The sequence below is a fragment of the Paraburkholderia sediminicola genome (assembly GCF_046026675.1).
Taxonomy (GTDB): domain Bacteria; phylum Pseudomonadota; class Gammaproteobacteria; order Burkholderiales; family Burkholderiaceae; genus Paraburkholderia; species Paraburkholderia sediminicola_F.
Genome location: NZ_JAQQEY010000002.1, coordinates 142,864 through 162,979, shown reverse-complemented (window position 1 = coordinate 162,979; position 20,116 = coordinate 142,864). Strand labels below are relative to the sequence as shown.

Genomic DNA, 20,116 nt, shown 5'->3' with positions numbered 1-20,116 from the left:
TTTGATGGACCGGCCGACAAACAATGGATCCGTTCAGGATCACAAGTGTAAGAACCGTGAAGGTTGAATTGCGTCTGCACGATTGTCGAAGGTCGTCAGTCTAGAAACGCATACAGCTCGATAAGTCTTCCGTCTCGTGTAACCGCTATGTCGACGCCCGTCACGGCCGTTCGATTGTCTTCAGGCCCATATCCCCATGCGAGACGCCCGATTCCATGCATGGCTTCACCCGGCCCACGCTCGACAAAGTCGAAATCGGGAAATCTTGCCTGTAACTCGGCAACCTTGCTGTCGCGCCGACGTTCGGATGAACGCGGCGCCGACAGATCAGACTTGCCCGAGTCCACCGTCAACGAACAGCTCGGTACCCGTTATGAAACTGGCATCGTCGAAGGCGAGGAAGGAGACCGCCTTTGCGATCTCGTCTGTGGTGCCGACCCTGCCAAGCGGAGTCGTCCCGGAAACGTCCTTGCAATACGCGTCGATCTGCTCGTCACTCATCCCGAGTTCGGTCTTGTAGGCGGGCGTGATGATGACCCCGGGGGCAACCAGGTTGACGCGGATGTCACGGCCTTTCAGATCGGATGCCCAGGTGCGCGCGAACGACCGCAAGGCTGCCTTGGTGGCGGCATAGACACCGAATGCGGGAATGCCTTTTATCGATGCCAATGATCCCGTGATTACGATCGCGCTGCCCGCTGGCATGAACGGCAGCGCGCTTTGGACGGTAAGCAATGTACCTTTCACGTTGATGCCGACGTACTTGTCGAATTGCGCTTCGGTGATCTCGCCGAGGGGCACGAATTCGCCGCCGCCGGCGTTGGCATAGAGGATGTCGATTCTCTGATGAGCAGCCGATACGATCTCCACAATGCGGTCAAGGTCCGCCGCAGAAGAGATGTCGCCGCGGATCGCTCGTGCGCCATGGCCGATTTCCGATACTGCGGCATCCAGTTCCGCCTGGCGTCGCCCGGTGATGAAGACCGTGGCGCCTTCTAGCGCAAAACGTTTGGCGGTGGCCAAGCCAATTCCGGTGCTACCGCCGGTCACGAGCGCAACCTTGCCCGCATGCTTGGTCGAATGAATGTTGTCGTAGAGTGAGGATGTCATCTCCGGGTTCCTGGGTTACCTGCGTGGACGAATGACCTCAGCTTATATTAGACACGCTGGTAGATAAATATACGTATTGTGGTTACTCTATTCACATATGTGGATAATCGGAGGTGGATCAATGGACCATTTGCAGGCAATTCGTGTTTTTGTCCGCGTTGTTGAGACAGGAGGCTTCGGGCGGGCTGCCCTTTCTCTGAATATGCCCAACGCCACGGCGAGCAAATGGGTCAAATCGCTGGAAACGCATCTTGGCGTAAAACTGCTTGAGCGCAATACGCGGCGGGTCAGTGTGACGACCAATGGCGCTGCTTACTATGAGCGCGCTCGGCAACTGCTCAGTGAACTCGATGATCTTGAGGCCACGCTCGGTCGAGAGCAAGCGAGCCCACGTGGGCAGCTGAGAGTCGACGTCGGAGGATCGACCGCAAGCTGCATCCTCATTCCTGGATTGCCGGCCTTTCTTGCGCGCTATCCCACGATGCGGATTCACCTTAGCGTCACTGACCGCACTGTGGATCTTGTCGCAGAAAACATAGACTGTGCAATTCGAAGTACCTCAGATGATCCGGACGTCATCACGCATCCGATCGGAACGGCTGCATGGACCACATGTGCAAGTCCCGCTTATCTCGCGAAGTACGGCAGACCGAAACATCCGCAGGAAATCGTGGATAAAGACATGCCTGTCGTTGGATATTTCTCTGCAAGTACGGGTATGACGCACCCCCTTACGTTTCGCCGAGGCGAAGAGACGATAACGCTTGGTCGTGTACGCAATGACATTCTTGTCAGCGAGAGCAATGCACACCATGCAGCCGCACTGGCAGGTCTCGGGATCGTCCAGACAATGGACTTCATGGTTCGTCCGTCCATTGAGCAAAAAAAACTTGTCCCCGTTCTCGCGCAATGGCGACCGGACCCGCTCGAGGTCTATATCGCGTATCCGCCTAGCCGAAGATATAGCACCAAGGTCAGGGTGTTTGCGGATTGGGCAGCTACATTGTTCGCGTCTGCGTGAGTTGGCATGCAACCATCAATCGATAAGTGAAAGAATCGACTCGATTGGCAAGTGCGGCAACTCGCAATCGTTGCCCGAGCCATCGGTGCAGAGCCGGGAGTGGTCCTTCCGGGCGAATCCCCTCGCTAGTACTCTCGCCCGACTGCTTCCAGACGCTACGACGCCACTGCCTTGTCAAGGCGATCATGGCTGCTTTGGCCGATCAAGCAACGTTCACCACCGTGAATTAACTGGCCGCTTCCTGGGTGGAAACGATGTCTGAATGTCCGAGCGACGGTGCGGGCGAATGACGCTTCATGGCCGGTCTGCGCCAGATGACCAAGGGATCTCTTTGGCGTCAACGCCTACCCGCCTTCATTGCTGTCAACCCCTTGCGAGATCCGTTCCCTATAAAATCTCAACAAATCCCATTGATCGGAGACCTCCCGTGATCAGATTGCCGCTGGCGATGGTCATCGTGTTAGCCGCCGTCGGCGCGGCGACTCCAGCTCGCGCGGACGTGGATTCAGACACGATCGCCATCACGAATCGGCTGCAGCGTTGGACGGAGGCGTTCAACGCTCGCGATGCTGCAGGGGTCTGCGACGTGTTCGCCCCCGACTTGATTTCGACTGTTCCCGAAGCCCTTGATGGTAACCGAGACGCGCTCTGCGGGAGGCTCCGTGCTGTGCTGGCAAAACCTGAGTTGCAACTTCATTACGACAGTCCCGATGTTCGCGAGATCATTGTTTCCGGGGATATCGCCATAGTCCGGCTGTTCTGGACGCTTACTGCGCAGAAGGGTGTCAAGTCGAGCGTGAGTACCGAAGCGGGGATGGACATTTTCAAACGGCAGCCCGATGGCAAGTGGTCTATTGCTCGCTTCATCTCGTTCACCCCGTAACCCGGTGGCACCATGATAGGTGTTCAAAATGCGTTTTGACACAATCTGGGCCGAACCCTGTCCGACTTTGAACCAGTGGAGTGAGCTGTCATTGATCGGTCCACGTTGGACAGAAGGCGACCGATGCTGTTGAAAAAGTCGGCAGGGGTCAATGTCGCAAGGTTTGCAAAGCTCGTTCAACCCTTAACCGACTCCTGCGAGCGGCTTGTAGGCCGATCTGAGAAATCGATTTTCTTACCGGCGGTGGGAAGATTGCGTGTCGTGACTTTTCAACAGCACCAGCCGACAACGGTCAGCGATTCTCAGGCATCACCTCCAACAACGGCTCCGGCGTCAGCGCGACTTCCCCTGTAAAGGGCCGATCATGGGAGAGGATGAGCAAAACGGTTGTAGCGAGTGCCGCCGAAAACAGACCGATTGCCACGGCAGATGTCAGCCGGTTGTCACAATGAACGAACGCGATGGCGAACAGCAGGCACACCGCCAGAAACGCCAGGCATAACCATTTGACACCATTCACTTCGCTGTGACTGATCAGGATGCGCTCGCGACGCACTTCGAGAGCATGCTGCAGGGACGCTGCGACCTCGCGCTGCGCCATCTGCTGTCCGGGCGTAACGACTGGCAGGGATAGCGTGAACTTCAGTGCGTTATACAGCGTGGGAGGAGTAACGTTAAGTGTGACGGCTCCCTTCGCCACGAGGGGCCATTCAGTCGTCGCGGTGTACTGGATGTAGTCTCGGACCATCCTTCGCAGTTCGGTCTGGGCTTCTTCTGGCAGAACGGCAGACATGACAACAACCGATCGCAGCGCACTCGCTTCAGTGGCGACCGCAACATTGGCTCGCGCTGTATCGTTCCAAACCTGCGAGGCCGTGAAGGCAATAAATAAGCCAAATATGATACCGAGTGGAGAAAGCAGACCGGGCGAAATTGCCTTGAATGATCGCCCATACCGACCGGCAGCAAGCCATCCGGTGACGAGATGTATGGTCGCGCCCGCGAGAAATATCGCACCAAAAGTGACAAGTGCCATCAACCATAACGGCAACTCATGTATCCATGTACTCATCATTGTGATTGCGCAGTCTGAACGGGATATTCCTGGTGGAGCGGGGAGTCCAAACCCCTCAACCAGACCACGAAGCTCCATCGGTAGTCTGTGCGCTCGACCACGTTGCGCCGTGACGGCCGCCGGGCAGCGTTGATTCCTGCCCGACCCATGCTCACACTTCGGTTTGCTCGGCCATCTCAAGTGCGTCGTCGACCGCGATGCCGAGATATCGAACCGTACTCTCGAGCTTTGTGTGACCGAGCAGGAACTGTACGGCCCTGAGGTTCTTGGTACGGCGGTAAATCAATGATGCTTTCGTTCGCCGCATCGTGTGTGTGCCGTGGGCGGTGTCGTCTAGCCCGATCGATTTAATCCAACGGTGGACGATCCTTGCAAATGGACGGGTTGAAAGGTGGGGCGAGGCGTGAATCCGACCAGGAAGCAGAAAGTCCGAGGAAGACAGCCCTGCTACCCTGATCCAATTTTCCACGCTATCGCGCGTTTGCTACAGGGACTGTGGCAACTACGTCTACCGCTTTGTTAGGGAGTTCTGTTTCGGCAGGTTCGATGATGGCAGCCAGACCAGTCTCCAATCTGACATGGCGTTCGAACAAGGCGAGAAGTTCAGGGCGCAGTCCGTCGCCGCGTTGTGCAGCAAGAGCGTGAAACGAGAGAAATGGCAACATGGTCGAACTCCAGTCGATGAAAGACAGGCGAGCGCGATGACGATGAAAGAATTGGCATGTCGAGCGCCTGCGGGGTAAGTGTGGTTCGGACGCGCCGCGCGTCGTCCGCCGACCCCGGCTAGTGCGGGATCGAATGCTCAAGCTAGCGCAGTAGATCGGTACAGGCACTCCGTTTCTTGCTGTTCAATTGCGATGAACGTAGAGCCACGCTTAACGCACACAGTTATGCGGTTTTGTCGCCTTTGACCGCTGGCGCGGTTGCCTACGAATGGCACGACATAGTGACCATAGTCACCACAAGCCGCATGGCGATTCTTCGAGTATTCAGCAAGAAACGGGGGGCTGCTGACTGCTCGCGCCAATATTGTTCAGGCAGAGAGGGGCGATCGTGCATCTCTCTTTCAACCACAGTCAATGAGGAATTCACCATGTCGAAGGAAGATGACAACAAGGCCATCGTGGGCCGCTGGTTCACCGATTTCTGGGGCAAGACCTGCAACCTCGAAATCGTCGACGAGCTTGCCGCTCCTGACATGCTTCTGCGCTACTCGCTGCACGAGCCGCGCCGTGGCCGCAAGGACATCAAGGCATTCATGACCGATTTCCGCGAAGCATTCCCGGATCTCAACTTCTGGGGCGCCGCTGATCTCATCGCCGAGGGGGACTATGTAGTCGGTCGTTGGGAAGGTGGCGGCACACATACCGGTCCGGCATTCAGCGATTTCCTCATTGGATCGTTGCCGGCTGCGACCGGACGGAAAATGCGCTTCACTGGTACGACTGTCCTCCAGCTAAAAGATGGCAGGATCGTTGAAGAAATCGGCCTGGACGACGGCGTGACCGCTCTGCAGCAACTCGGACTCATAAAAACAGCCTGATCAAAGGCACGATGCGTCCGATATGTTTGGGTAACGCCACGTGCATCTAACGCTACAACGGACCGGGTACACCCCCGGCCCGTTGTAGCCCGCGTCGAACTTCTGCAGTCGACCCGTTGCAGCCAATTGACCCGCTCGCAACCCGTCGCTCAACGAAACAAGCCCAGCGGCAGATTCCTAAACGCGAAAACGCGCAGATTAATCTGCGGGTCTCAACGTTATTCCGTCAACAGACCGAGGACGTCCAGGCACCACTCAATCAACGACACAAGGCTGCAATCAACCCGGCCAATTTATGCGCCGCCGAAAAACACGGGCTTCATTCCATCATTCGGGTCCGGGCGAACAGAGCCTTGAATTTTATGTTCCAGGTGGGAGACGGCAGTGCCGAACGAACGCAGTTGATGATGGCTGCCCGACGCTGAAGTACCGTCAGCAACACCGCCAAAACCGGTCGCAGCGTTACTTCCTGGATTCACGCTAGTTTGTGCGGCCTGAACATTGGTCGGAGCGACCGCTTCGTTGGATTGAGCAAAAGATGAGGCAGCGGGAATTGCAAGAGCAGCTGCGACGATGAGCGATTGAACGAGTTTCATGATGCTTACCTCCAGACTTCGTTTGTCCGCAAACGCCCGTTTGCGTTTCAGTGCTTGCAGTCTAGGCCGGGTCCTGCTCGCAATTAAGTGCTTGCGGAACAAAACAATGTTGAAAAAATAAGTACAAACCCTTAGAACCAAACGTCACGCACGCAGCAGCCTACGTTCGCCTCGCCATCTACACCACCATGACCTCAGCTCGCGTCCCAATCGAACTTTTAGAAATGGCCACTCCCAGTAACAGCGAGAATGCCCAAACGACGCTTCTGGACACAGCCGGGCGGGGTTTCTGCCATTGCCTCAGAACTTGTGTACCAAGCCGACTCCGATGCCGCGCGTATCGGTGCCGGGAGTGACCGCAAGGCCCGAATACGCGGTGCCGGAGAGCGTGTATAGCGCCTGATTCCTGTTCTGGATAAAGCCGGCCGCTGTATAGAGCTCGGTCGATTTAGACAGCGAGTACTCGAAAAGCAGACCCAATTGCTGCGCATTGTTGCCCGCACCCGTGCGGTCGTACAGGTAACCGTACATCAGCGAAAGCAAAGTAAATGGCGAGAGTTGATACGAATCCGATATCTGGTAGACATCGTGTTGCTTGTATTTCGGCGTGTTGGTCAGGTTCTCCGTGTGATAGGCCAGCCAGATGCGGTTGGCACCGATCGCGTACGAAGCCCCTGCGTTGAACACGCTAAATACCGCGCCAGGACCCGCGGCACCTCCACCCGCCAGCGTATAGCTGCCACCCGCCCCGACGCCAGGTTCGTCGCCCCGCTCGTAGCCGGCCGCCACATTCAACGGCCCGTTGATGTACTGGACGACAACGTTATAGAACCCTATGCCGTTGCCCGACCCGGTCGTCGAATCGCGCAATGCCACCATGAATTTGGCATTCAGCCCATCAAACGTCGGCGTGTAGTAGGAAATACCATTGTTCGCGCGGATGATCAGGCCGTTGAAATTATTCATGGGCGACGCGATGCTTTTAACCCAGGACGGATCCATTGCCGCCTGCAGGACGTCGTATTGCGGCGAGTTCTGCAAGCCGAAGCGGACTTCGCCGAATCCGCCGGACAGGCCAACATACGCTAGACGATTAAAGGCTTCAGCCGCGTTTGTTGCCGCACCCGTCTGACCGGAGAAGGCTTGTTCCAACTGGAAATTAACGTGCAGGCCGCCGCCGATATCCTCGCTGCCCTTAAAGCCATAACGTGTCGCGAAGAGTCCGCCGGGTACCGCACGGATCGCCGAATTGTTGCCGCTCGAACTTTGATAGACGAAGCCATTGTCGAGCACGCCATAGAGTGTGACAGTCGACTGCGCGAACGCGGGGGAGGCGGACGCCCAGGACAAGACTGCGCCGCATGCGAGAGTGATAAACCTTTTCATATGGAATCTCCGTTTTTATTCGCATCGGAATGCCGGTGCTTTTATGAATAATTATTAGTCTGCATAGCTAATATAAATGCCATGCGGTGGGCGATCGAGCGTGCCAAAGCACCCGGATATGCCACAGTCTTTCGGATGGAGGGCCGGTTTCGGGGCGGCCCCGGTTGTTGTCTGTCGGATCGGAGGACGGTAACGGCGGGGCAAGCTAACAGCCTTAAGTAGTTTCGCTGCTCAAGCCGATCTCCTTTGATTGAATGTATTTTTTGCGCGGTCGATGTCGATTCCGGCGAAAAACGTATCGAACATCATTCGACAAGGTTAATTGCGCGGAAGGCGATGGGTCCATGTATAAAACTTCGATTGAATGGTATTTTTTTACTTGCAACTGGACCGGGTAAACCAGTAACGATCCGGCGAGCCGTGCGCAGGCTGCGCAGCTCACCGGATGGCTATGCGTGGTAAAACGAACTCGCGAAGGACTGTAGCGCCGAGTTTGTGCGAAACACTGGGTCGCATCTGCTGATTCGATGGCGTTCGCGTTCGGCGCACGCGCAAAGGCGCGGCAGAAATCCGCTACTGTTAAGCGTTGTTCGATGCCTGCCCTTGTCCGCTGTCCCACGAATGCACGGCGACGCGTGCGGGCTGTCGTTGGACAACGCTTAACAAAAGTACGCGTTCGTTGCAGTCGGCATCGGACGCTCATCAGGCCAATTGGTGGACGACCGTTCTACAGCTGTCAGCGGGAATATCAAGGGCGATGATTCAAAGTCCGCGATGGTCAACTCAACAATCGGAAAGCAGACATTCAATGCTGCGGTTCAGTGACGGGCCGCGCAGCGGCCCGCCGCTGAACCGATTGTTAGGCACCCTCACTGACGCACATAGCGCAAGTGTGTGGCAGCTGGACCAGCAAGAACCTTGTCAATGCGAAACTGCGGCCCGGGCTCGCGCAGGTTCTCGAAGAGACGCCGCCCACTGCCGAACAATACGGGTGACAAGGCGATTTCCAGCTCGTCAACGACACCCATGGTCAGGTACTGCTGGATCACATCGGCTCCGCCCGCAATACGAATATCACGACTGCCTGCGGATTCCCGAGCCAGCTCAAGCGCACGCTCGGGCCCGTCATTGATGAAGTAGAAGGTCGTGCCACCCGGGCGCACCCAAGGTTCGCGTTTCTCATGGGTAAGAACGTATACCGGTGTGTGAAACGGAGCCTCTTCTGGCCAGGCGCGCTCGCCTTGCTCGAACATTCGCTTGCCCATAACGTTGGCACCGATGCGCTCCGTGGTGCTGCGAAGCAGGTCATTGACCGGGCCGGTCTCTCCCCCTGGTCCGAGCTTGAGGTTCTCGCGGAAGTACTGTTGATTGAAGATCCAGGCCATCAGCGCACCCCACTTAGCGCCCCAGTTCTTGTACTCAGGCGTGTCCCAATTCTCCATGGTCATTCCTTCCGGTGCCATGTAGCCATCGAGGCTAAGTCCAATGTTGACGAATACTTTACTCATGATTCTCCTCTCACATGTTCGGATGTCGGCCTAAGTTTGATATAGGGCGACAGTTTTGCGCCCTAACTTCGACGACTGCCGGTTAACTCCGCAGCTAGAACTAGAGATATATTGAATCAGAATAGATAGTTGCGCCATTCTTGACTTCTGCCAAGTCCGTCAAATGAAATGCATAAAGAAGCATATCGAAGAATGGTCTGCAAATCGTCCCTATGTCCGCTTTGGAGCGATTGACTGAATGTCGCCTGGTGGCCGGTCGCTACCTGAACGCGATCGGCGGCACGCAAGCCGCGGGCGTCGTTGCGCTTTAAACATAATGGCCATTCAGTCGTCTCTTGCTTCTGCCGCCTGATTAGAGAAGTATCCAGACGGGCAGTCGTTTCCAGGCGAGAATACAAAACCACCACAACCCGTTGGAGACACCGTGCGCATCGTCTGCTTGCACACCGCCGAGAGCAACATCGCCTTGTTCGATGCAGCCGCCCGCACCGCCGGATTCGAAGCACTCGAGTTGTCGCACGTGGTACGCACCAACTTGCTCGCCGCCGCTGAGCAGGCCGGCGGCTTGACCGAGGCGATCGCGTCGCAAACCCGCGAGGTGCTTCTCACGCTAACGGACAACGCGCACGCCGTGTTGCTCAACTGTTCAACGCTCGGCCCATCAGTGAATGAAGCCCTAGCCGCGCAAGCCGCACCGGTACCCGTTTTACGGGCCGATGCCGCGTTGGCTCAACGCGCGGTGGAAAATGGTGGCAAGGTTGTCGTGCTGTGCACCGTATCCACCACACTCGACCCGACCACTCGCCTGTTCGCTCAGGCCGCCACGCATACCGCCGCGGAAGTCGAGGTTCAGTTGGTGAGCGGCGCATGGGACCGTTTCAGAGCAGACGACACAGCAGGCTACCTGTCCATGATCGCCACTGCAGCGGATGTGGCCTACGAAAACGGCGCGGACGTCGTGGCATTCGCACAAACATCGATGGCCGGCGCAGACTTGATGGTCACCGGTGGCGCCAAACCTCTGACCACACCGGCCATCGCCCTCGCCGCCGCGGTCCACGCAGCCACACTCGCAGCCTGAAGCGCGATGTTCGCCGAGTACCTCGTCAAATGGGACCTGCTGCCGGACGGCGCGCCGATTCGCACGCATAGCAGCCGCCTACTACCGGTGCGCCAGCATGGCGTCGCCGCGATGCTAAAAGTTGCGCAGGAACCCGAAGAGAAATTCGGTGCGCAACTGATGGTGTGGTGGGACGGCGACGGCGCGGCCCGCGTGCTCGTCCATGATGCCGACGCCCTGCTGTTGGAGCGCGCCCAAAGCGACCACGCGTTAGCGGACCTGGCCCGCACGAGCAACGATGAGGCAGACGACCAAGCCATCCACATCCTCTGCGCCGCCGCGGCACGACTCCACGCACCACGAAACAAACCGTTGCCCGACCTGATCGGCTTGCCGCGCTGGTTCCAAAGTCTCTGGCCCGCAGCGCAGCAATGCGGCGGCTGGCTCTCTGACAGTGCCGCGACGGCCCAAGCCCTGCTCGCCGCGCCGCAAGACCAGGTTGTGCTGCACGGCGATATTCATCACGGCAACGTCCTCGATTTTGGCGCGCGTGGCTGGCTGGCGATCGACCCGAAAGGTCTCTACGGCGAACGCGGCTTCGACTACGCGAACATCTTCTGCAATCCGGACGAGACGTCCGCGCTCGCACCCGGACGGTTTGAACGCCGCGTCGAACGCGTGGCGCAAATCGCCGGGCTCGACAGATACCGTCTGCTGCAATGGATCCTCGCGTGGTCGGGATTGTCTGCAGCGTGGATTCTCGAAACGGGCGAGACGCCGGACATCGATATAGACATCGGCAGAAAGGCGGCCGAAGCGCTGAAGTGGAAGTGACCGCTGGAAACTGAAGAGGAAACTGCCATCCCTGGACTGGACATAGCCGCCAACGGCCTTGCGTTGCCGTCGTTGTCCCGATCCCGCACCAAGCTACCCGGTGTAGCAGACATCCTTGGGCGGCAGCCGGCAAGCCGCCGCCCAAGCCCCGCGTCAGTTAATGCGGAGCTTTGCCGTTGGGCAAGGCGTCCAGCGGTTTGTGCTGCTCTTCGCCGAGTCCCGGGAAAAATGCGTTCCATGCGGCGCGCACGCCCTGAGCCGCGGTGGCCTCCGCGCCGATCGATTCTGCCTCGCCGTCAGCAGCTTTCGAGGGGTCGGAGGAAAGGCCGCGCCAGTGCGTGAACACCAGCAGCGGTTTCTCGGTCCATATGCCGTCGCCATATTTTGCAAATGCCGTGTCGCCGCTCGTCAACTGCACCTCGTACCAGCCTTCACGGGCGGGCGTATGGGCAGCAAGCTCAAACCAGGCGGTCGGTTCGATTTCCTTCATGTCGTCTCCGGTCGGATCAATCGTCAAAGATAACCACGAGCAAGGCATTCTTCATGCCCGAGCCCGGTAGCGGCCCGGCACGCACACACCGCATGTCACGCGGTGCTGCAGGGCGGTGCGCTGGGCATAACCTGCGGGCGATTCGTCGACGTCGCGCACTCCGAATTCGCCGCGCATAAACGACACGATAGCGCGACATGGGCCGCGCGGACAAACGTAAAAACTTACACGGCGCGTCGGGTTGTCGACCCGCTTGCCAACCCGCTGTTCGATTCGCTCGCCATCTCCCGCACCAGCGCGGCCAATACGCGGACAGCGAGCGCCAATTGTTCGGCCGGCGTGCTGCCATAGCCGATCACCAGCCCGTTCGTCTCCTCGCGCTGCTGCAATGCAAAACCCGACAACGCGCGCGGATTGAGCCGTCTGGCAAGCGCGCCTTCGGCGAGGGTCCGATCGGAAATATGCGGCGGCAAGCGAAGCGTCAGATGCATGCCGCAATTACCGCCCAGAATCTGCGATGGCGCGAAATGCACGGTGAGCGCATCGCGCAGCGCTTGCTGGCGCTCCCGATACAAACGCCGCATGCGGCCCAGATGCCGCCCGAATTCGCCGCTATTGATGAAATGCGCCAGCGCCAGTTGCTCCAGACGATGCCCGCCGCGCAGCATCTCCTGCAACGCGACGGCCGTGTGCGCAGCGATCACGCGAGGCAACACCACGAAGCCAATGCGCAGCGCCGGAAACATCGTTTTGCTGAATGAGCCGACGTACAGAACCGGCGCGTCCTCAACCAGCCCTTGCATGCTCGCAATCGGCTCGCCGGTATGGCGGAATTCGCCGTCGTAGTCGTCTTCGATCAGCCACGCGCCGCAGCGGCGCGCCTGCGCAATCAGTTCCAGCCGGCGCGCCACCGACAACACCGCACCGGTCGGATACTGATGCGCGGGCGACGTGTAGATCAGCTTGGGAGAATGCGTGCGCCACGCGTCGGGCGGCACCACGATGCCTTCGAGATCGACCGGCATCGGCACCGTGGTCAGATCGCCGAGGTTGAAAGCAGCTTTGGCGCCGCGATAGCCCGGATCTTCAACCCACGCGATGTTGCCCGGATTGGTGAACAGCCGCACGCACAGGTTCAGCGCTTCCTGCGCGCCTTCGGTGATGACCACCTGCGAACCTTCGCAGCGCACGCCGCGCGCCATCCGCAAATGCGCGGCAATCGCGGCGCGCAGCGCCGGTTCGCCCGCCGGGTCGCCGTAGCCGAGCGCAAGCGGCAACGCACGCTCCATCGAACGTTCGAGCGCGCGCCGCCAGGCGGCCAGAGGAAAACGGTCCAGCGCGGGCGTGCCCGGTGTCAGCGGCAACGTATTGTCAGCATGGGTGCGGGTCGCCGCGAATTGCTCGACGCGCGCCGCGTAAGCGACCTCCGGCGCGGCCGACGATGTCCGGGTTTCACCGCGTGCCGAAGGGCTGGAGAGCGGACTCACGCGCGTACCCTTTTTGTCGGCCACCACATAGCCGACCGCGGCCAGATGCTCGTACGCGATCACCACCGTGTTGCGCGACACGCCCATCTCCGCCGCCAGCAAGCGCGACGACGGCAGCAGCGACCCCGCCGGCAAACGTCCCATGAGGATCGCCTGTTGCAGCCGCTCGATCAGTTGCTTTTGCAGCGGCACGGACTTTTCGCCGCTGCCGGCGGTGGTCGCGGCGGCCGGATTGGAGAGCGGGCCAATGATTTCGATCATCCTGTCTGGACCTATCAAATGCTGTTCTGTTGGATCTTTTTAACATACCACGTTTGCCGTATCGTTCTCCATAAGCAAACCATCACCCACTATCGACAGGAGAGCAGACATGGAACCCAGACGTAACGCGTTCGAGCAGCCGATTGGCGTCCCCGTGCCGGATTGGAAAGGCGCCCAGGCGCCCGGCCGCGAACCGCTGGTGGGCAGCTATTGCCGGATTGAACCGGTAGACGTCGAAGGCCATGCGGCGGACCTGTACGAGGCCTACAGTTCGGCGCCCGATGGCCGCGACTGGACCTATCTGATGGTCGGACCGTTCGAGAGCCTTGCCGCGTATCGCGAGCATCTGACGCGCATGGCCGCGTCGCCTGATCCGCTGCACTACGCGGTGATCGATCTGGCCACCGGCAAGGCGGTCGGCACGCTCGCGCTGATGCGCATCGACCGCGTGAACGGTGTGATCGAAGTCGGACACGTCACCTATTCGCCGCGCCTGAAACGTACACGCATCGCCACCGAAGCAATGTTTCTGCTCATGAACCACGTGTTCGACGATCTCGGCTATCGCCGCTTCGAATGGAAGTGCGATTCGCTCAATGAGCCATCGCGCACGGCGGCGTTGCGCTATGGCTTCACGTTCGAAGGAATCTTCCGGCAGGCGATCGTGTATCGCGAACGCAATCGCGATACCGCGTGGTTTTCGATCATCGATAGCGAATGGCCTGCGCTGCGTCCGAGCTATGCACGCTGGCTCGACGCCGGCAATTTCGATGCGCAGGGTAGGCAGGTTGAGCGGCTGGTGGACCTGATCGCGCGGCAGCGGGCAGCGGCGGGCGCAAGCGGTCAATGAGGGGCGCCGGCTCGCGGGCCGGTCGCAAGCTGGCTGGCGGGCCAGCACGCGCCGGCTCGACGATTCCGAGGCTTCAGAGACTAGAGAGACTTCAGGCGTCGTGTCGTGCAACGACTCAGGCAACGCCTGCCGTTCGCCGCAACACGATGGTCGGTTTGCCTTTGTACGTCGTGCGGAGCTGCTCACGGTAACCGCACTTGCGCGCGACGTTCAGCGAAGGCTGGTTTTCCGGCGCGATGATGCAGGCTGTCTCGCCGTCAGGCCAATTCGCATCAGCCCAACCGAGCGCAGCGCGCACGGCTTCGGTCGCGTAGCCGCGGTTGTGGACGGCAGGGTCCAACGCCCAACCTATTTCCGGTGTGTCCAGCAAGGAAGGTTCGATCTCGCGGTGGTAGTCGGCAAAGCCGACTTCGCCGAGGAACCGGCCGCTCTCCTTTTCCCGCACCACCCAATAGCCGTATCCCAGCATCGCCCAATGCCCGGCGTAGCGCAGCAGGCGCGCCCAGACTTCTTCGCGCGTAAACGGCTTGCCGCCGATGTAGCGGATCACTTCGGGATCGGACCACATCGCATAGCTCTCGAGGAAATCGTCGCGCGCGTGTGGACGCATGATCAGGCGGTCGGTGGTGAGAAGCGTGGGGCGGTTGGACATAGGCGGGCAGGTGGTTGGCGTAGACGCTATGAGGTTGAGAAGCGTTGAAGAGTGCCTGGGATGATCGCAGATTTTTTGCGCGCCAGGTTCCGCCGCCCAAATCCTGGCGGCGCTCACACCGCACTGCAGACGCTGGTACGCGAAGGGGCTTCGCTCTACACTCCCTGGATAAGCATGCGCAGCCACGCCGGCGCGGTCAGCACGTCGCAAACGGGCGTGCGCGACTCGCCATCATTGCCACGCTCACGGCCGCTCCGTCCATGAAAGCCCGCTTGCGTTACCTCTCCGCGCTGGTCGTGAACGTCGCCTTTCCCTGGCTCGCCTACCGGCTTGCATTCCCCCACTACGGCCAAGTCGGCGCGCTGGTTGCATCGGCACTGCCCTTGATCGCGTGGATGAGTTGGGACCTGGTCCGCCATCGTCATTTCGACGCGCTCAGTGCAATCGTGCTGGTCGGCATCGTGCTGTCGCTGATTGCAATAGCAGCAGGGGGCAGCGCGCACATGCGAGCGCTGGAAGATCCAATGGTCTCAGGGATGATCGGCGCGTCGTTCCTCGTCTCCCTCGCGTTGCCGCGGCCGCTCGTGTACTACCTCGGCCGCTCCACGATGGCGCGAGAAGATCATCGCAGCGTCGAAAGCTACGAAAAGCATTGGCGCGAACGCCCCACGCTCGTCGCCTATGTCCGGTTGATGACGCTCGTCTGGGGCCTGGGCATGATCGGCGAGAACCTCTTGCGCAGCCTGATCATCTGGCGGTGGCCGAACGATCCCCGCTCGGAGCTGGCCTCCGAGGTGCTGCGTTACGGCGTCTATGCCGGCTTAACGGCCTGGACGTTCTGGTGCCGACAGCGCCTCAAGCAGGACGCCATGCGCTATCCAGCCGACCCGGCCGACCCTGCGAACGCCACGGACCGTCTGGCGAATTCATGAAGCCGCCTCTCACGCCATCTCGAGAAACCGCGCCAGACACGGATTGCGATTGGCCGGCGACCACGCCAGCACCTGCTCAATCAGCGGCGCATCGACCAGCGGCCGGAACACCACGCCCGCGAGTTGCGCTTTGCGCATCGAGGCCGGCACCAGCGCCACCCCCACCCCTTCATCGACGAGACTGAGCACGGTCTGCTGCAACTGCACTTCGAATCGGATATCCGGTTCGAAGCCGCCTGAACGGCAATGCTCGAGAATGGTCGCGCGCAAGCTCGGCGCGACTTCCTCGGACGCCAGCACGAATGGCTCACCCGCCAGTTGCGCGATTTTCAGACGTCGCGCGCGTGCGCGCGGATGGCTGCGTGACAAGGCCACGCACAAAGGCTCGCGGAGGATCGTCCGGGTCGCGATGCCCTTGTCTGGCACGCCTGGAAACATTATCGCGGCGTCGATCTGGCCGGTCAGCACTTGCGCGGCCAGATCATTCGATACGATCTCGCGCAGGTTCAATGCAACCTCGGGAAACGCGGCGCCGAACGCGCGCGCATAGCCGGGCACGACGCTGTATGCCGCACACATCGTGAAGCCAATGGCGAGTTTGCCGGCGTCGCCATGCGCCGCCGCCTGTGCATTGCTAACCGCCTGCTCCACCGACGCAAGGATCGCCTTCGCATCGGCGTAAAAGCGTTCGCCCGCGGCGGTCAGCGTGACACTGCGCGGACTGCGCTCGAGCAGCGTCACGCCCAGGTTCGCCTCCAGTGCCGCCAGTTGCCGGCTTAACGGTGGCTGCGACAGATTCAGGCGCGCCGCCGCGCGGCCGAAATGGCGCGTCTCGGCGAGTGTCACGAAGTAGCGTAACGGCTTGATATCGATCACGACGCCCTCAAGCTGAATGACGATGCAAAAAAGGTATTGTCGATGGCAGAAAACAGTATTGGATTGTATCAACGCAAGCCACTACGCTGGCGCATCGCTCCCTGCGCCCACGCTTTCTTTTAAATCGATGTTAGCTACTCTCGAGATTCTGCTTCCCGTGTTCGGCCTGATTTTCGCGGGCTTTGCTTGCCGCCGGCGCGGTGTGCTCGGACCGAACTCCGCGTCCGAACTGAACCGCTTCGTCGTCTGGCTGGCGCTGCCGGCGCTGCTGTTCGACACGATGGCGCATGCCACGTGGCAACAGCTTTATCAACCGGCCTTCGTCGCGGCGTTTTCGATCGGGTGCCTCGGCGCGTTTCTGCCGATTCTCGCCATGCGGATGATCGGCGGCCGGCATCTGGCCGACGCAAGCGTCGACGCGATTGCGGCGTCGTATCCGAACACCGGCTACATCGGCTTTCCGCTCGGCATGATCGCGTTCGGCTCGGCCAGCCTGACACCGACTACGATCGCCACGATCCTCGTCGCGTGCGTGCTCTTTGCGCTTGCCATCGTGCTGATCGAAGTCGGGCTGCAGACCGAACGCACGCCGCACAAGCTGGGGTTGAAAGTGTTGGGCTCGCTGGCGCGTAATCCGTTGATCGTGTCGCCGATCCTGGGCGTGCTGTTGGCAAGCACCCATGTCGCGTTGCCGCAAAGCGCGGAGACGTTTCTGAAGCTGCTGAGCGGCGCCGCCAGTCCGTGTGCCTTGGTCAGCCTTGGCTTGTTCCTCGCGGAAAAGCGTCCGTCCGAGGCGGGCGCGGGCGGCATCTCGCTGCTCCTGACCGGTGTCAAGCTGCTGGGGCAGCCGGCGCTGACCTGGTGGCTCGCGGCGCGCGTGTTCGGGCTCCCAGCCACGCTGGTCGAGATGGCTGTCGTGCTGGCCGCGCTGCCCACCGGCACTGGGCCGTTCATGCTGGCCGAGTTCTACCGCCGCGAGGCGCACATCACGTCGCGCACGATTTTGCTGTCGACGGTGGGGTCGGTCGTGACCCTTTCGTTATTGCTGCTGGTGATGGGGCATCGTACGTAAGCGGAGCGGGGGAATATCCGCCGCGCCGTGCCTCGCGCTATGCTTCGTACGGACCACCAAGGTCCGCGCTCTCCATCCGCGAAGAGCAAACAGCGAACCGAACCGCCGTGCCCAAAGCCCGCCCACCCGAACTTCACGACGACGCCGACGCCCGCTCCCTCGCACGGCGCTATCCGCGTGGGCTGCGCATCGACCCGCATTCGCACACGTGGGCGCAGGTGCTCTATGCGGTATCAGGCGTGATGTGGGTAGAAGTCGGCCGCGAGGCGCTGGTGGTGCCGCCGCAGCGCGCGGTCTGGTTGCCGGCCGGCACAGTCCACTCCATCCACATGATGAGTGAGGTGGAGATGCGCAATATCTATCTCCATGAGCGCAACGTCGGCCATCTGAGCCGGCGCAGCGACGTGTTCGAGATCAACGGTCTGTTGCGCGAACTCATCACATCGATTGCGGAACACGAGCACACCCATGCTCGCGACGAAACCTATCTGGAAGCCGCCTATCGTCTCGCGATGCTGGAGTTGGGGCATGCGCCGCGCTCGTCGCTGCGCATCGCGCTGCCCGATGCTTCGGACCGGAGGCTCGATGCGCTATGCCGTGCAGTGATCGACAACCCTTCGATCGCGATCAGCTTCGAACAGCATGCTGCCTTGGTCGGCGCGAGCGTACGCACCCTGGCGCGCCTCTTCACGCGCGAGTTGGGAGTGGGATTTGCCGAATGGCGGCGTCAGGTGCAGTTGGCGGTGGCCGTGTCGGGTCTGGCCGAAGGTCGCTCGGTCAGCAGCATTGCGCGCTCGCTGGGCTTCCAGCCGAGCAGCTTCAGCGACATGTTCCGGCGCGAGTTAGGCGCGCCGCCGACCGGCTTCGATCCGAGCGGTACGCTCAGCGAGGCGGCTTCCGAAGCTGCGCCGGAGCAGGCGCAAGACAAGCTGTCCACTGACGGGTAAGTTATTCGCGCTGCAAGCAACAAGATTCGCCCTTGCTGTTGAACCTCCACTTGCCAGCGGCTTAACGAATCGCACTCGCAGCCGCGCCCGCCACCGTCGGCCAAGCCGTTTGCCCTGCCGGCCAAACGACGCCCGGCGTGGCCTGTAAGCCGCCACACAGCACGCCTTGTCCGAAATTCGAAAGTCTTTGTCTCAACGCCTTTGTACCGGTCATCTAGACTACGCTCATCGGCTGCACGACGCAGCACAAGACCTGACAGGAGTGACACGCAATGAAAGCGATTCAGTTCAAGACTTTTGGCAACCCCGAGGTGCTCGAATACGTCGATCTGCCGACGCCCCAAGCCGACGCAGACAGCGCCGTCGTGCACGTCAAGGCGGCCTCGGTGAATCCGAGCGACGTCAAGAACGTGTCCGGCCATTTCGAACACACCGTCCTGCCGCGCACGCCCGGCCGCGACTTCAGCGGCGTAGTGACAGCCGGTCCCGCCGAGTGGCTCGGCGCAGAAGTCTGGGGCACCGGCGGCGACATCGGCTTCACACGCGACGGCACCCACGCCGAGTTCATCAAGATTCCGCTCGCCGCGCTGTCGCGCAAGCCCACCACACTTAGCCACACGGAAGCCGCCGCGATCGGCGTGAACTTCGTGGTCGCGTGGCTCGGCACGGTCGAGTACGCACACCTGCAAGCCGGCGAAACGATTGCCGTGATCGGCGCGGGCGGCGGCGTCGGCGGCGCGGTGGTGCAGATCGCAAAAGCGCGGGGGGCTCGCGTGATCGGAGTCGATCGTCATCCGCTTTCCGCCGACACCCCCGCAGGCCGACTGATCGACGACTACGTTCCGTTCGACGAAAACGCAACCGCGGCCATCAAAGCCCTGACCGGCGGCGCCGGCGCGGACGTGGTGTACGACACGGTCGGCGGCGTCGCGTTCGAGACCGCACTGAGTCTTGTCAAGCGCCGCGGCCGGGTGCTGGAAATCAGCGCCACGGGCAAACGTCGCGTGGAATTCGACCTGATCGATTTCTATCACAACGAGACGCAACTGCTCGGCGTGGACAGCGCCAAGCTAGGCGTCGCCGAATCGGCGCCGTTGATGACGGCGCTGGTGGAAGGCTTCGAGAGCGGCAAGCTACAAGGGCCGGCCATCGCGCAGGCATTCCCGCTCGAACGGGCACGCGAGGCCTACGAGACGGTAGCCGCCGGCACGCGCGGCCGGGTCGTCATCACGATGTAATTGCCGACATGACCGGCGGGCGTGGCTGCCCGCATTTCAGATGGGTATGAACAACATGAAAGCGTATTTGATCTCGCTCGTGGCCGGCGTCGTAGTCGGTTTGATCTACAGCGTGATGCAGGTGAAGTCGCCCGCGCCGCCAACGGTCGCGCTGGTCGGGTTGCTCGGCATGCTGGCCGGCGAGCACGTGATCCCGTTGGTGCGGACGTGGCTATCCGTCGGTATTCACTGACGCCCTCCCACTGACGTCCTTCCCGCTAACGTCTGTCGTCGATATCTCTTCGCACCGATAGCT

General features: G+C 60.6%; 20 protein-coding genes and 1 pseudogene. 11 read left to right on the top strand and 10 right to left on the bottom strand.

All coding sequences use genetic code 11. The features are described 5' to 3' along the window. Window positions 1-327: 327 nt before the first annotated feature. Window positions 328-1,110 (bottom strand): SDR family oxidoreductase, encoded by a 783-nt coding sequence (locus tag PQQ86_RS20520; protein ID WP_408270833.1) that lies wholly within the window; start codon window positions 1,108-1,110, stop codon window positions 328-330. 121 nt (window positions 1,111-1,231) lie between these two features. Here PQQ86_RS20520 and PQQ86_RS20515 point away from each other — a divergent pair, with 121 nt between their 5' ends. Continuing rightward, window positions 1,232-2,131 (top strand): LysR substrate-binding domain-containing protein, encoded by a 900-nt coding sequence (locus tag PQQ86_RS20515; RefSeq protein WP_408270830.1) that lies wholly within the window; start codon window positions 1,232-1,234, stop codon window positions 2,129-2,131. Window positions 2,132-2,558: 427 nt separating this feature from the next. Further along, complete coding sequence (locus PQQ86_RS20510; protein WP_408270814.1) at window positions 2,559-3,014, top strand: YybH family protein; 456 nt, start codon at window positions 2,559-2,561, stop codon at window positions 3,012-3,014. Between the two features lie 292 nt (window positions 3,015-3,306). On the opposite strand, the gene PQQ86_RS20505 is transcribed toward PQQ86_RS20510, so the two are convergent. Further along, window positions 3,307-4,089, bottom strand: a complete 783-nt coding sequence (locus PQQ86_RS20505) for a bestrophin-like domain (protein ID WP_408270811.1) — start codon at window positions 4,087-4,089, stop codon at window positions 3,307-3,309. Between the two features lie 151 nt (window positions 4,090-4,240). Then, window positions 4,241-4,573, bottom strand: a pseudogene (locus tag PQQ86_RS20500) (tyrosine-type recombinase/integrase); the annotation flags it as partial. A gap of 609 nt (window positions 4,574-5,182) precedes the next feature. Between PQQ86_RS20500 and PQQ86_RS20495 the strand changes: the two are divergent. Then, on the top strand, window positions 5,183-5,632 hold the full coding sequence (locus PQQ86_RS20495) for an ester cyclase (RefSeq protein WP_408270808.1): 450 nt from the start codon (window positions 5,183-5,185) through the stop codon (window positions 5,630-5,632). 293 nt (window positions 5,633-5,925) lie between these two features. Here the strand turns inward: PQQ86_RS20495 and PQQ86_RS20490 are convergent, their stop codons facing one another. The 3 genes from PQQ86_RS20490 to PQQ86_RS20480 form a co-directional block, all read right to left on the bottom strand. Next, window positions 5,926-6,228, bottom strand: coding sequence for a hypothetical protein (locus PQQ86_RS20490; RefSeq protein ID WP_408270806.1), 303 nt, complete (start codon window positions 6,226-6,228; stop codon window positions 5,926-5,928). A 300-nt stretch (window positions 6,229-6,528) separates the two neighbouring features. After that, window positions 6,529-7,614, bottom strand: coding sequence for a porin (locus PQQ86_RS20485; protein ID WP_408270803.1), 1,086 nt, complete (start codon window positions 7,612-7,614; stop codon window positions 6,529-6,531). Window positions 7,615-8,483: 869 nt separating this feature from the next. Then, on the bottom strand, window positions 8,484-9,122 hold the full coding sequence (locus tag PQQ86_RS20480) for a dihydrofolate reductase family protein (RefSeq protein ID WP_408270800.1): 639 nt from the start codon (window positions 9,120-9,122) through the stop codon (window positions 8,484-8,486). Between the two features lie 424 nt (window positions 9,123-9,546). Between PQQ86_RS20480 and PQQ86_RS20475 the strand changes: the two genes are divergently transcribed. Together PQQ86_RS20475 and PQQ86_RS20470 are read left to right on the top strand one after the other, a co-directional pair. Beyond that, window positions 9,547-10,203 carry an aspartate/glutamate racemase family protein gene (locus PQQ86_RS20475; protein WP_408270797.1) on the top strand — a complete coding sequence of 219 codons (657 nt, stop codon included), beginning with the start codon at window positions 9,547-9,549 and terminating at the stop codon, window positions 10,201-10,203. Between the two features lie 6 nt (window positions 10,204-10,209). Continuing rightward, the gene (locus PQQ86_RS20470) at window positions 10,210-11,016 is read left to right on the top strand and encodes an aminoglycoside phosphotransferase family protein (RefSeq protein WP_408270794.1); all 807 of its coding nucleotides are present in this window, start codon (window positions 10,210-10,212) and stop codon (window positions 11,014-11,016) included. A gap of 157 nt (window positions 11,017-11,173) precedes the next feature. Here the strand turns inward: PQQ86_RS20470 and PQQ86_RS20465 are convergent, their stop codons facing one another. Beyond that, entirely contained in the window at window positions 11,174-11,506 is a 333-nt protein-coding gene (locus PQQ86_RS20465; protein ID WP_408196427.1) for a hypothetical protein, read from the bottom strand. A gap of 224 nt (window positions 11,507-11,730) precedes the next feature. Further along, window positions 11,731-13,254 (bottom strand): MocR-like pyridoxine biosynthesis transcription factor PdxR, encoded by a 1,524-nt coding sequence (gene pdxR, locus PQQ86_RS20460; protein WP_408270790.1) that lies wholly within the window; start codon window positions 13,252-13,254, stop codon window positions 11,731-11,733. A gap of 109 nt (window positions 13,255-13,363) precedes the next feature. Here pdxR and PQQ86_RS20455 point away from each other — a divergent pair, with 109 nt between their 5' ends. Next, on the top strand, window positions 13,364-14,104 hold the full coding sequence (locus tag PQQ86_RS20455) for a GNAT family N-acetyltransferase (protein WP_408270786.1): 741 nt from the start codon (window positions 13,364-13,366) through the stop codon (window positions 14,102-14,104). 115 nt (window positions 14,105-14,219) lie between these two features. On the opposite strand, the gene PQQ86_RS20450 is transcribed toward PQQ86_RS20455, so the two are convergent. Next, a complete protein-coding gene (locus tag PQQ86_RS20450; RefSeq protein WP_408270781.1) occupies window positions 14,220-14,756 on the bottom strand; it encodes a GNAT family N-acetyltransferase in 537 nt (178 codons plus the stop codon). A 260-nt stretch (window positions 14,757-15,016) separates the two neighbouring features. Here PQQ86_RS20450 and PQQ86_RS20445 point away from each other — a divergent pair, with 260 nt between their 5' ends. Continuing rightward, window positions 15,017-15,688, top strand: coding sequence for a VC0807 family protein (locus tag PQQ86_RS20445; RefSeq protein ID WP_408270778.1), 672 nt, complete (start codon window positions 15,017-15,019; stop codon window positions 15,686-15,688). Window positions 15,689-15,697: 9 nt separating this feature from the next. Here PQQ86_RS20445 and PQQ86_RS20440 read toward each other — a convergent pair whose 3' ends face one another. Next, entirely contained in the window at window positions 15,698-16,564 is an 867-nt protein-coding gene (locus PQQ86_RS20440; RefSeq protein ID WP_408270775.1) for a LysR family transcriptional regulator, read from the bottom strand. Between the two features lie 127 nt (window positions 16,565-16,691). On the opposite strand from PQQ86_RS20440, the gene PQQ86_RS20435 reads away from it, so the two are divergent. The 4 genes from PQQ86_RS20435 to PQQ86_RS20420 all read left to right on the top strand — a co-directional run bounded on the left by PQQ86_RS20435 (window position 16,692) and on the right by PQQ86_RS20420 (window position 20,053). Further along, a complete protein-coding gene (locus tag PQQ86_RS20435; RefSeq protein WP_408270773.1) occupies window positions 16,692-17,636 on the top strand; it encodes an AEC family transporter in 945 nt (314 codons plus the stop codon). A 107-nt stretch (window positions 17,637-17,743) separates the two neighbouring features. Next, entirely contained in the window at window positions 17,744-18,583 is an 840-nt protein-coding gene (locus tag PQQ86_RS20430; RefSeq protein WP_408270771.1) for an AraC family transcriptional regulator, read from the top strand. A 272-nt stretch (window positions 18,584-18,855) separates the two neighbouring features. After that, the gene (locus PQQ86_RS20425; protein WP_408270769.1) at window positions 18,856-19,821 is read left to right on the top strand and encodes a quinone oxidoreductase family protein; all 966 of its coding nucleotides are present in this window, start codon (window positions 18,856-18,858) and stop codon (window positions 19,819-19,821) included. A 46-nt stretch (window positions 19,822-19,867) separates the two neighbouring features. Next, on the top strand, window positions 19,868-20,053 hold the full coding sequence (locus tag PQQ86_RS20420; RefSeq protein ID WP_408270766.1) for a DUF1427 family protein: 186 nt from the start codon (window positions 19,868-19,870) through the stop codon (window positions 20,051-20,053). Window positions 20,054-20,116: the final 63 nt, after the last annotated feature.

What these genes read in the sequence shown, in the direction of transcription:
- PQQ86_RS20520 (WP_408270833.1), bottom strand. Translation starts at nt 1,110, where the DNA reads ATGACATCCTCACTCTACGACAACATTCATTCGACCAAGCATGCGGGC.
- PQQ86_RS20515 (WP_408270830.1), top strand. Translation starts at nt 1,232, where the DNA reads ATGGACCATTTGCAGGCAATTCGTGTTTTTGTCCGCGTTGTTGAGACA.
- PQQ86_RS20505 (WP_408270811.1), bottom strand. Translation starts at nt 4,089, where the DNA reads ATGATGAGTACATGGATACATGAGTTGCCGTTATGGTTGATGGCACTT.
- PQQ86_RS20495 (WP_408270808.1), top strand. Translation starts at nt 5,183, where the DNA reads ATGTCGAAGGAAGATGACAACAAGGCCATCGTGGGCCGCTGGTTCACC.
- PQQ86_RS20490 (WP_408270806.1), bottom strand. Translation starts at nt 6,228, where the DNA reads ATGAAACTCGTTCAATCGCTCATCGTCGCAGCTGCTCTTGCAATTCCC.
- PQQ86_RS20485 (WP_408270803.1), bottom strand. Translation starts at nt 7,614, where the DNA reads ATGAAAAGGTTTATCACTCTCGCATGCGGCGCAGTCTTGTCCTGGGCG.
- PQQ86_RS20480 (WP_408270800.1), bottom strand. Translation starts at nt 9,122, where the DNA reads ATGAGTAAAGTATTCGTCAACATTGGACTTAGCCTCGATGGCTACATG.
- PQQ86_RS20470 (WP_408270794.1), top strand. Translation starts at nt 10,210, where the DNA reads ATGTTCGCCGAGTACCTCGTCAAATGGGACCTGCTGCCGGACGGCGCG.
- PQQ86_RS20465 (WP_408196427.1), bottom strand. Translation starts at nt 11,506, where the DNA reads ATGAAGGAAATCGAACCGACCGCCTGGTTTGAGCTTGCTGCCCATACG.
- pdxR (WP_408270790.1), bottom strand. Translation starts at nt 13,254, where the DNA reads ATGATCGAAATCATTGGCCCGCTCTCCAATCCGGCCGCCGCGACCACC.
- PQQ86_RS20455 (WP_408270786.1), top strand. Translation starts at nt 13,364, where the DNA reads ATGGAACCCAGACGTAACGCGTTCGAGCAGCCGATTGGCGTCCCCGTG.
- PQQ86_RS20450 (WP_408270781.1), bottom strand. Translation starts at nt 14,756, where the DNA reads ATGTCCAACCGCCCCACGCTTCTCACCACCGACCGCCTGATCATGCGT.
- PQQ86_RS20445 (WP_408270778.1), top strand. Translation starts at nt 15,017, where the DNA reads ATGAAAGCCCGCTTGCGTTACCTCTCCGCGCTGGTCGTGAACGTCGCC.
- PQQ86_RS20435 (WP_408270773.1), top strand. Translation starts at nt 16,692, where the DNA reads ATGTTAGCTACTCTCGAGATTCTGCTTCCCGTGTTCGGCCTGATTTTC.
- PQQ86_RS20425 (WP_408270769.1), top strand. Translation starts at nt 18,856, where the DNA reads ATGAAAGCGATTCAGTTCAAGACTTTTGGCAACCCCGAGGTGCTCGAA.
- PQQ86_RS20420 (WP_408270766.1), top strand. Translation starts at nt 19,868, where the DNA reads ATGAACAACATGAAAGCGTATTTGATCTCGCTCGTGGCCGGCGTCGTA.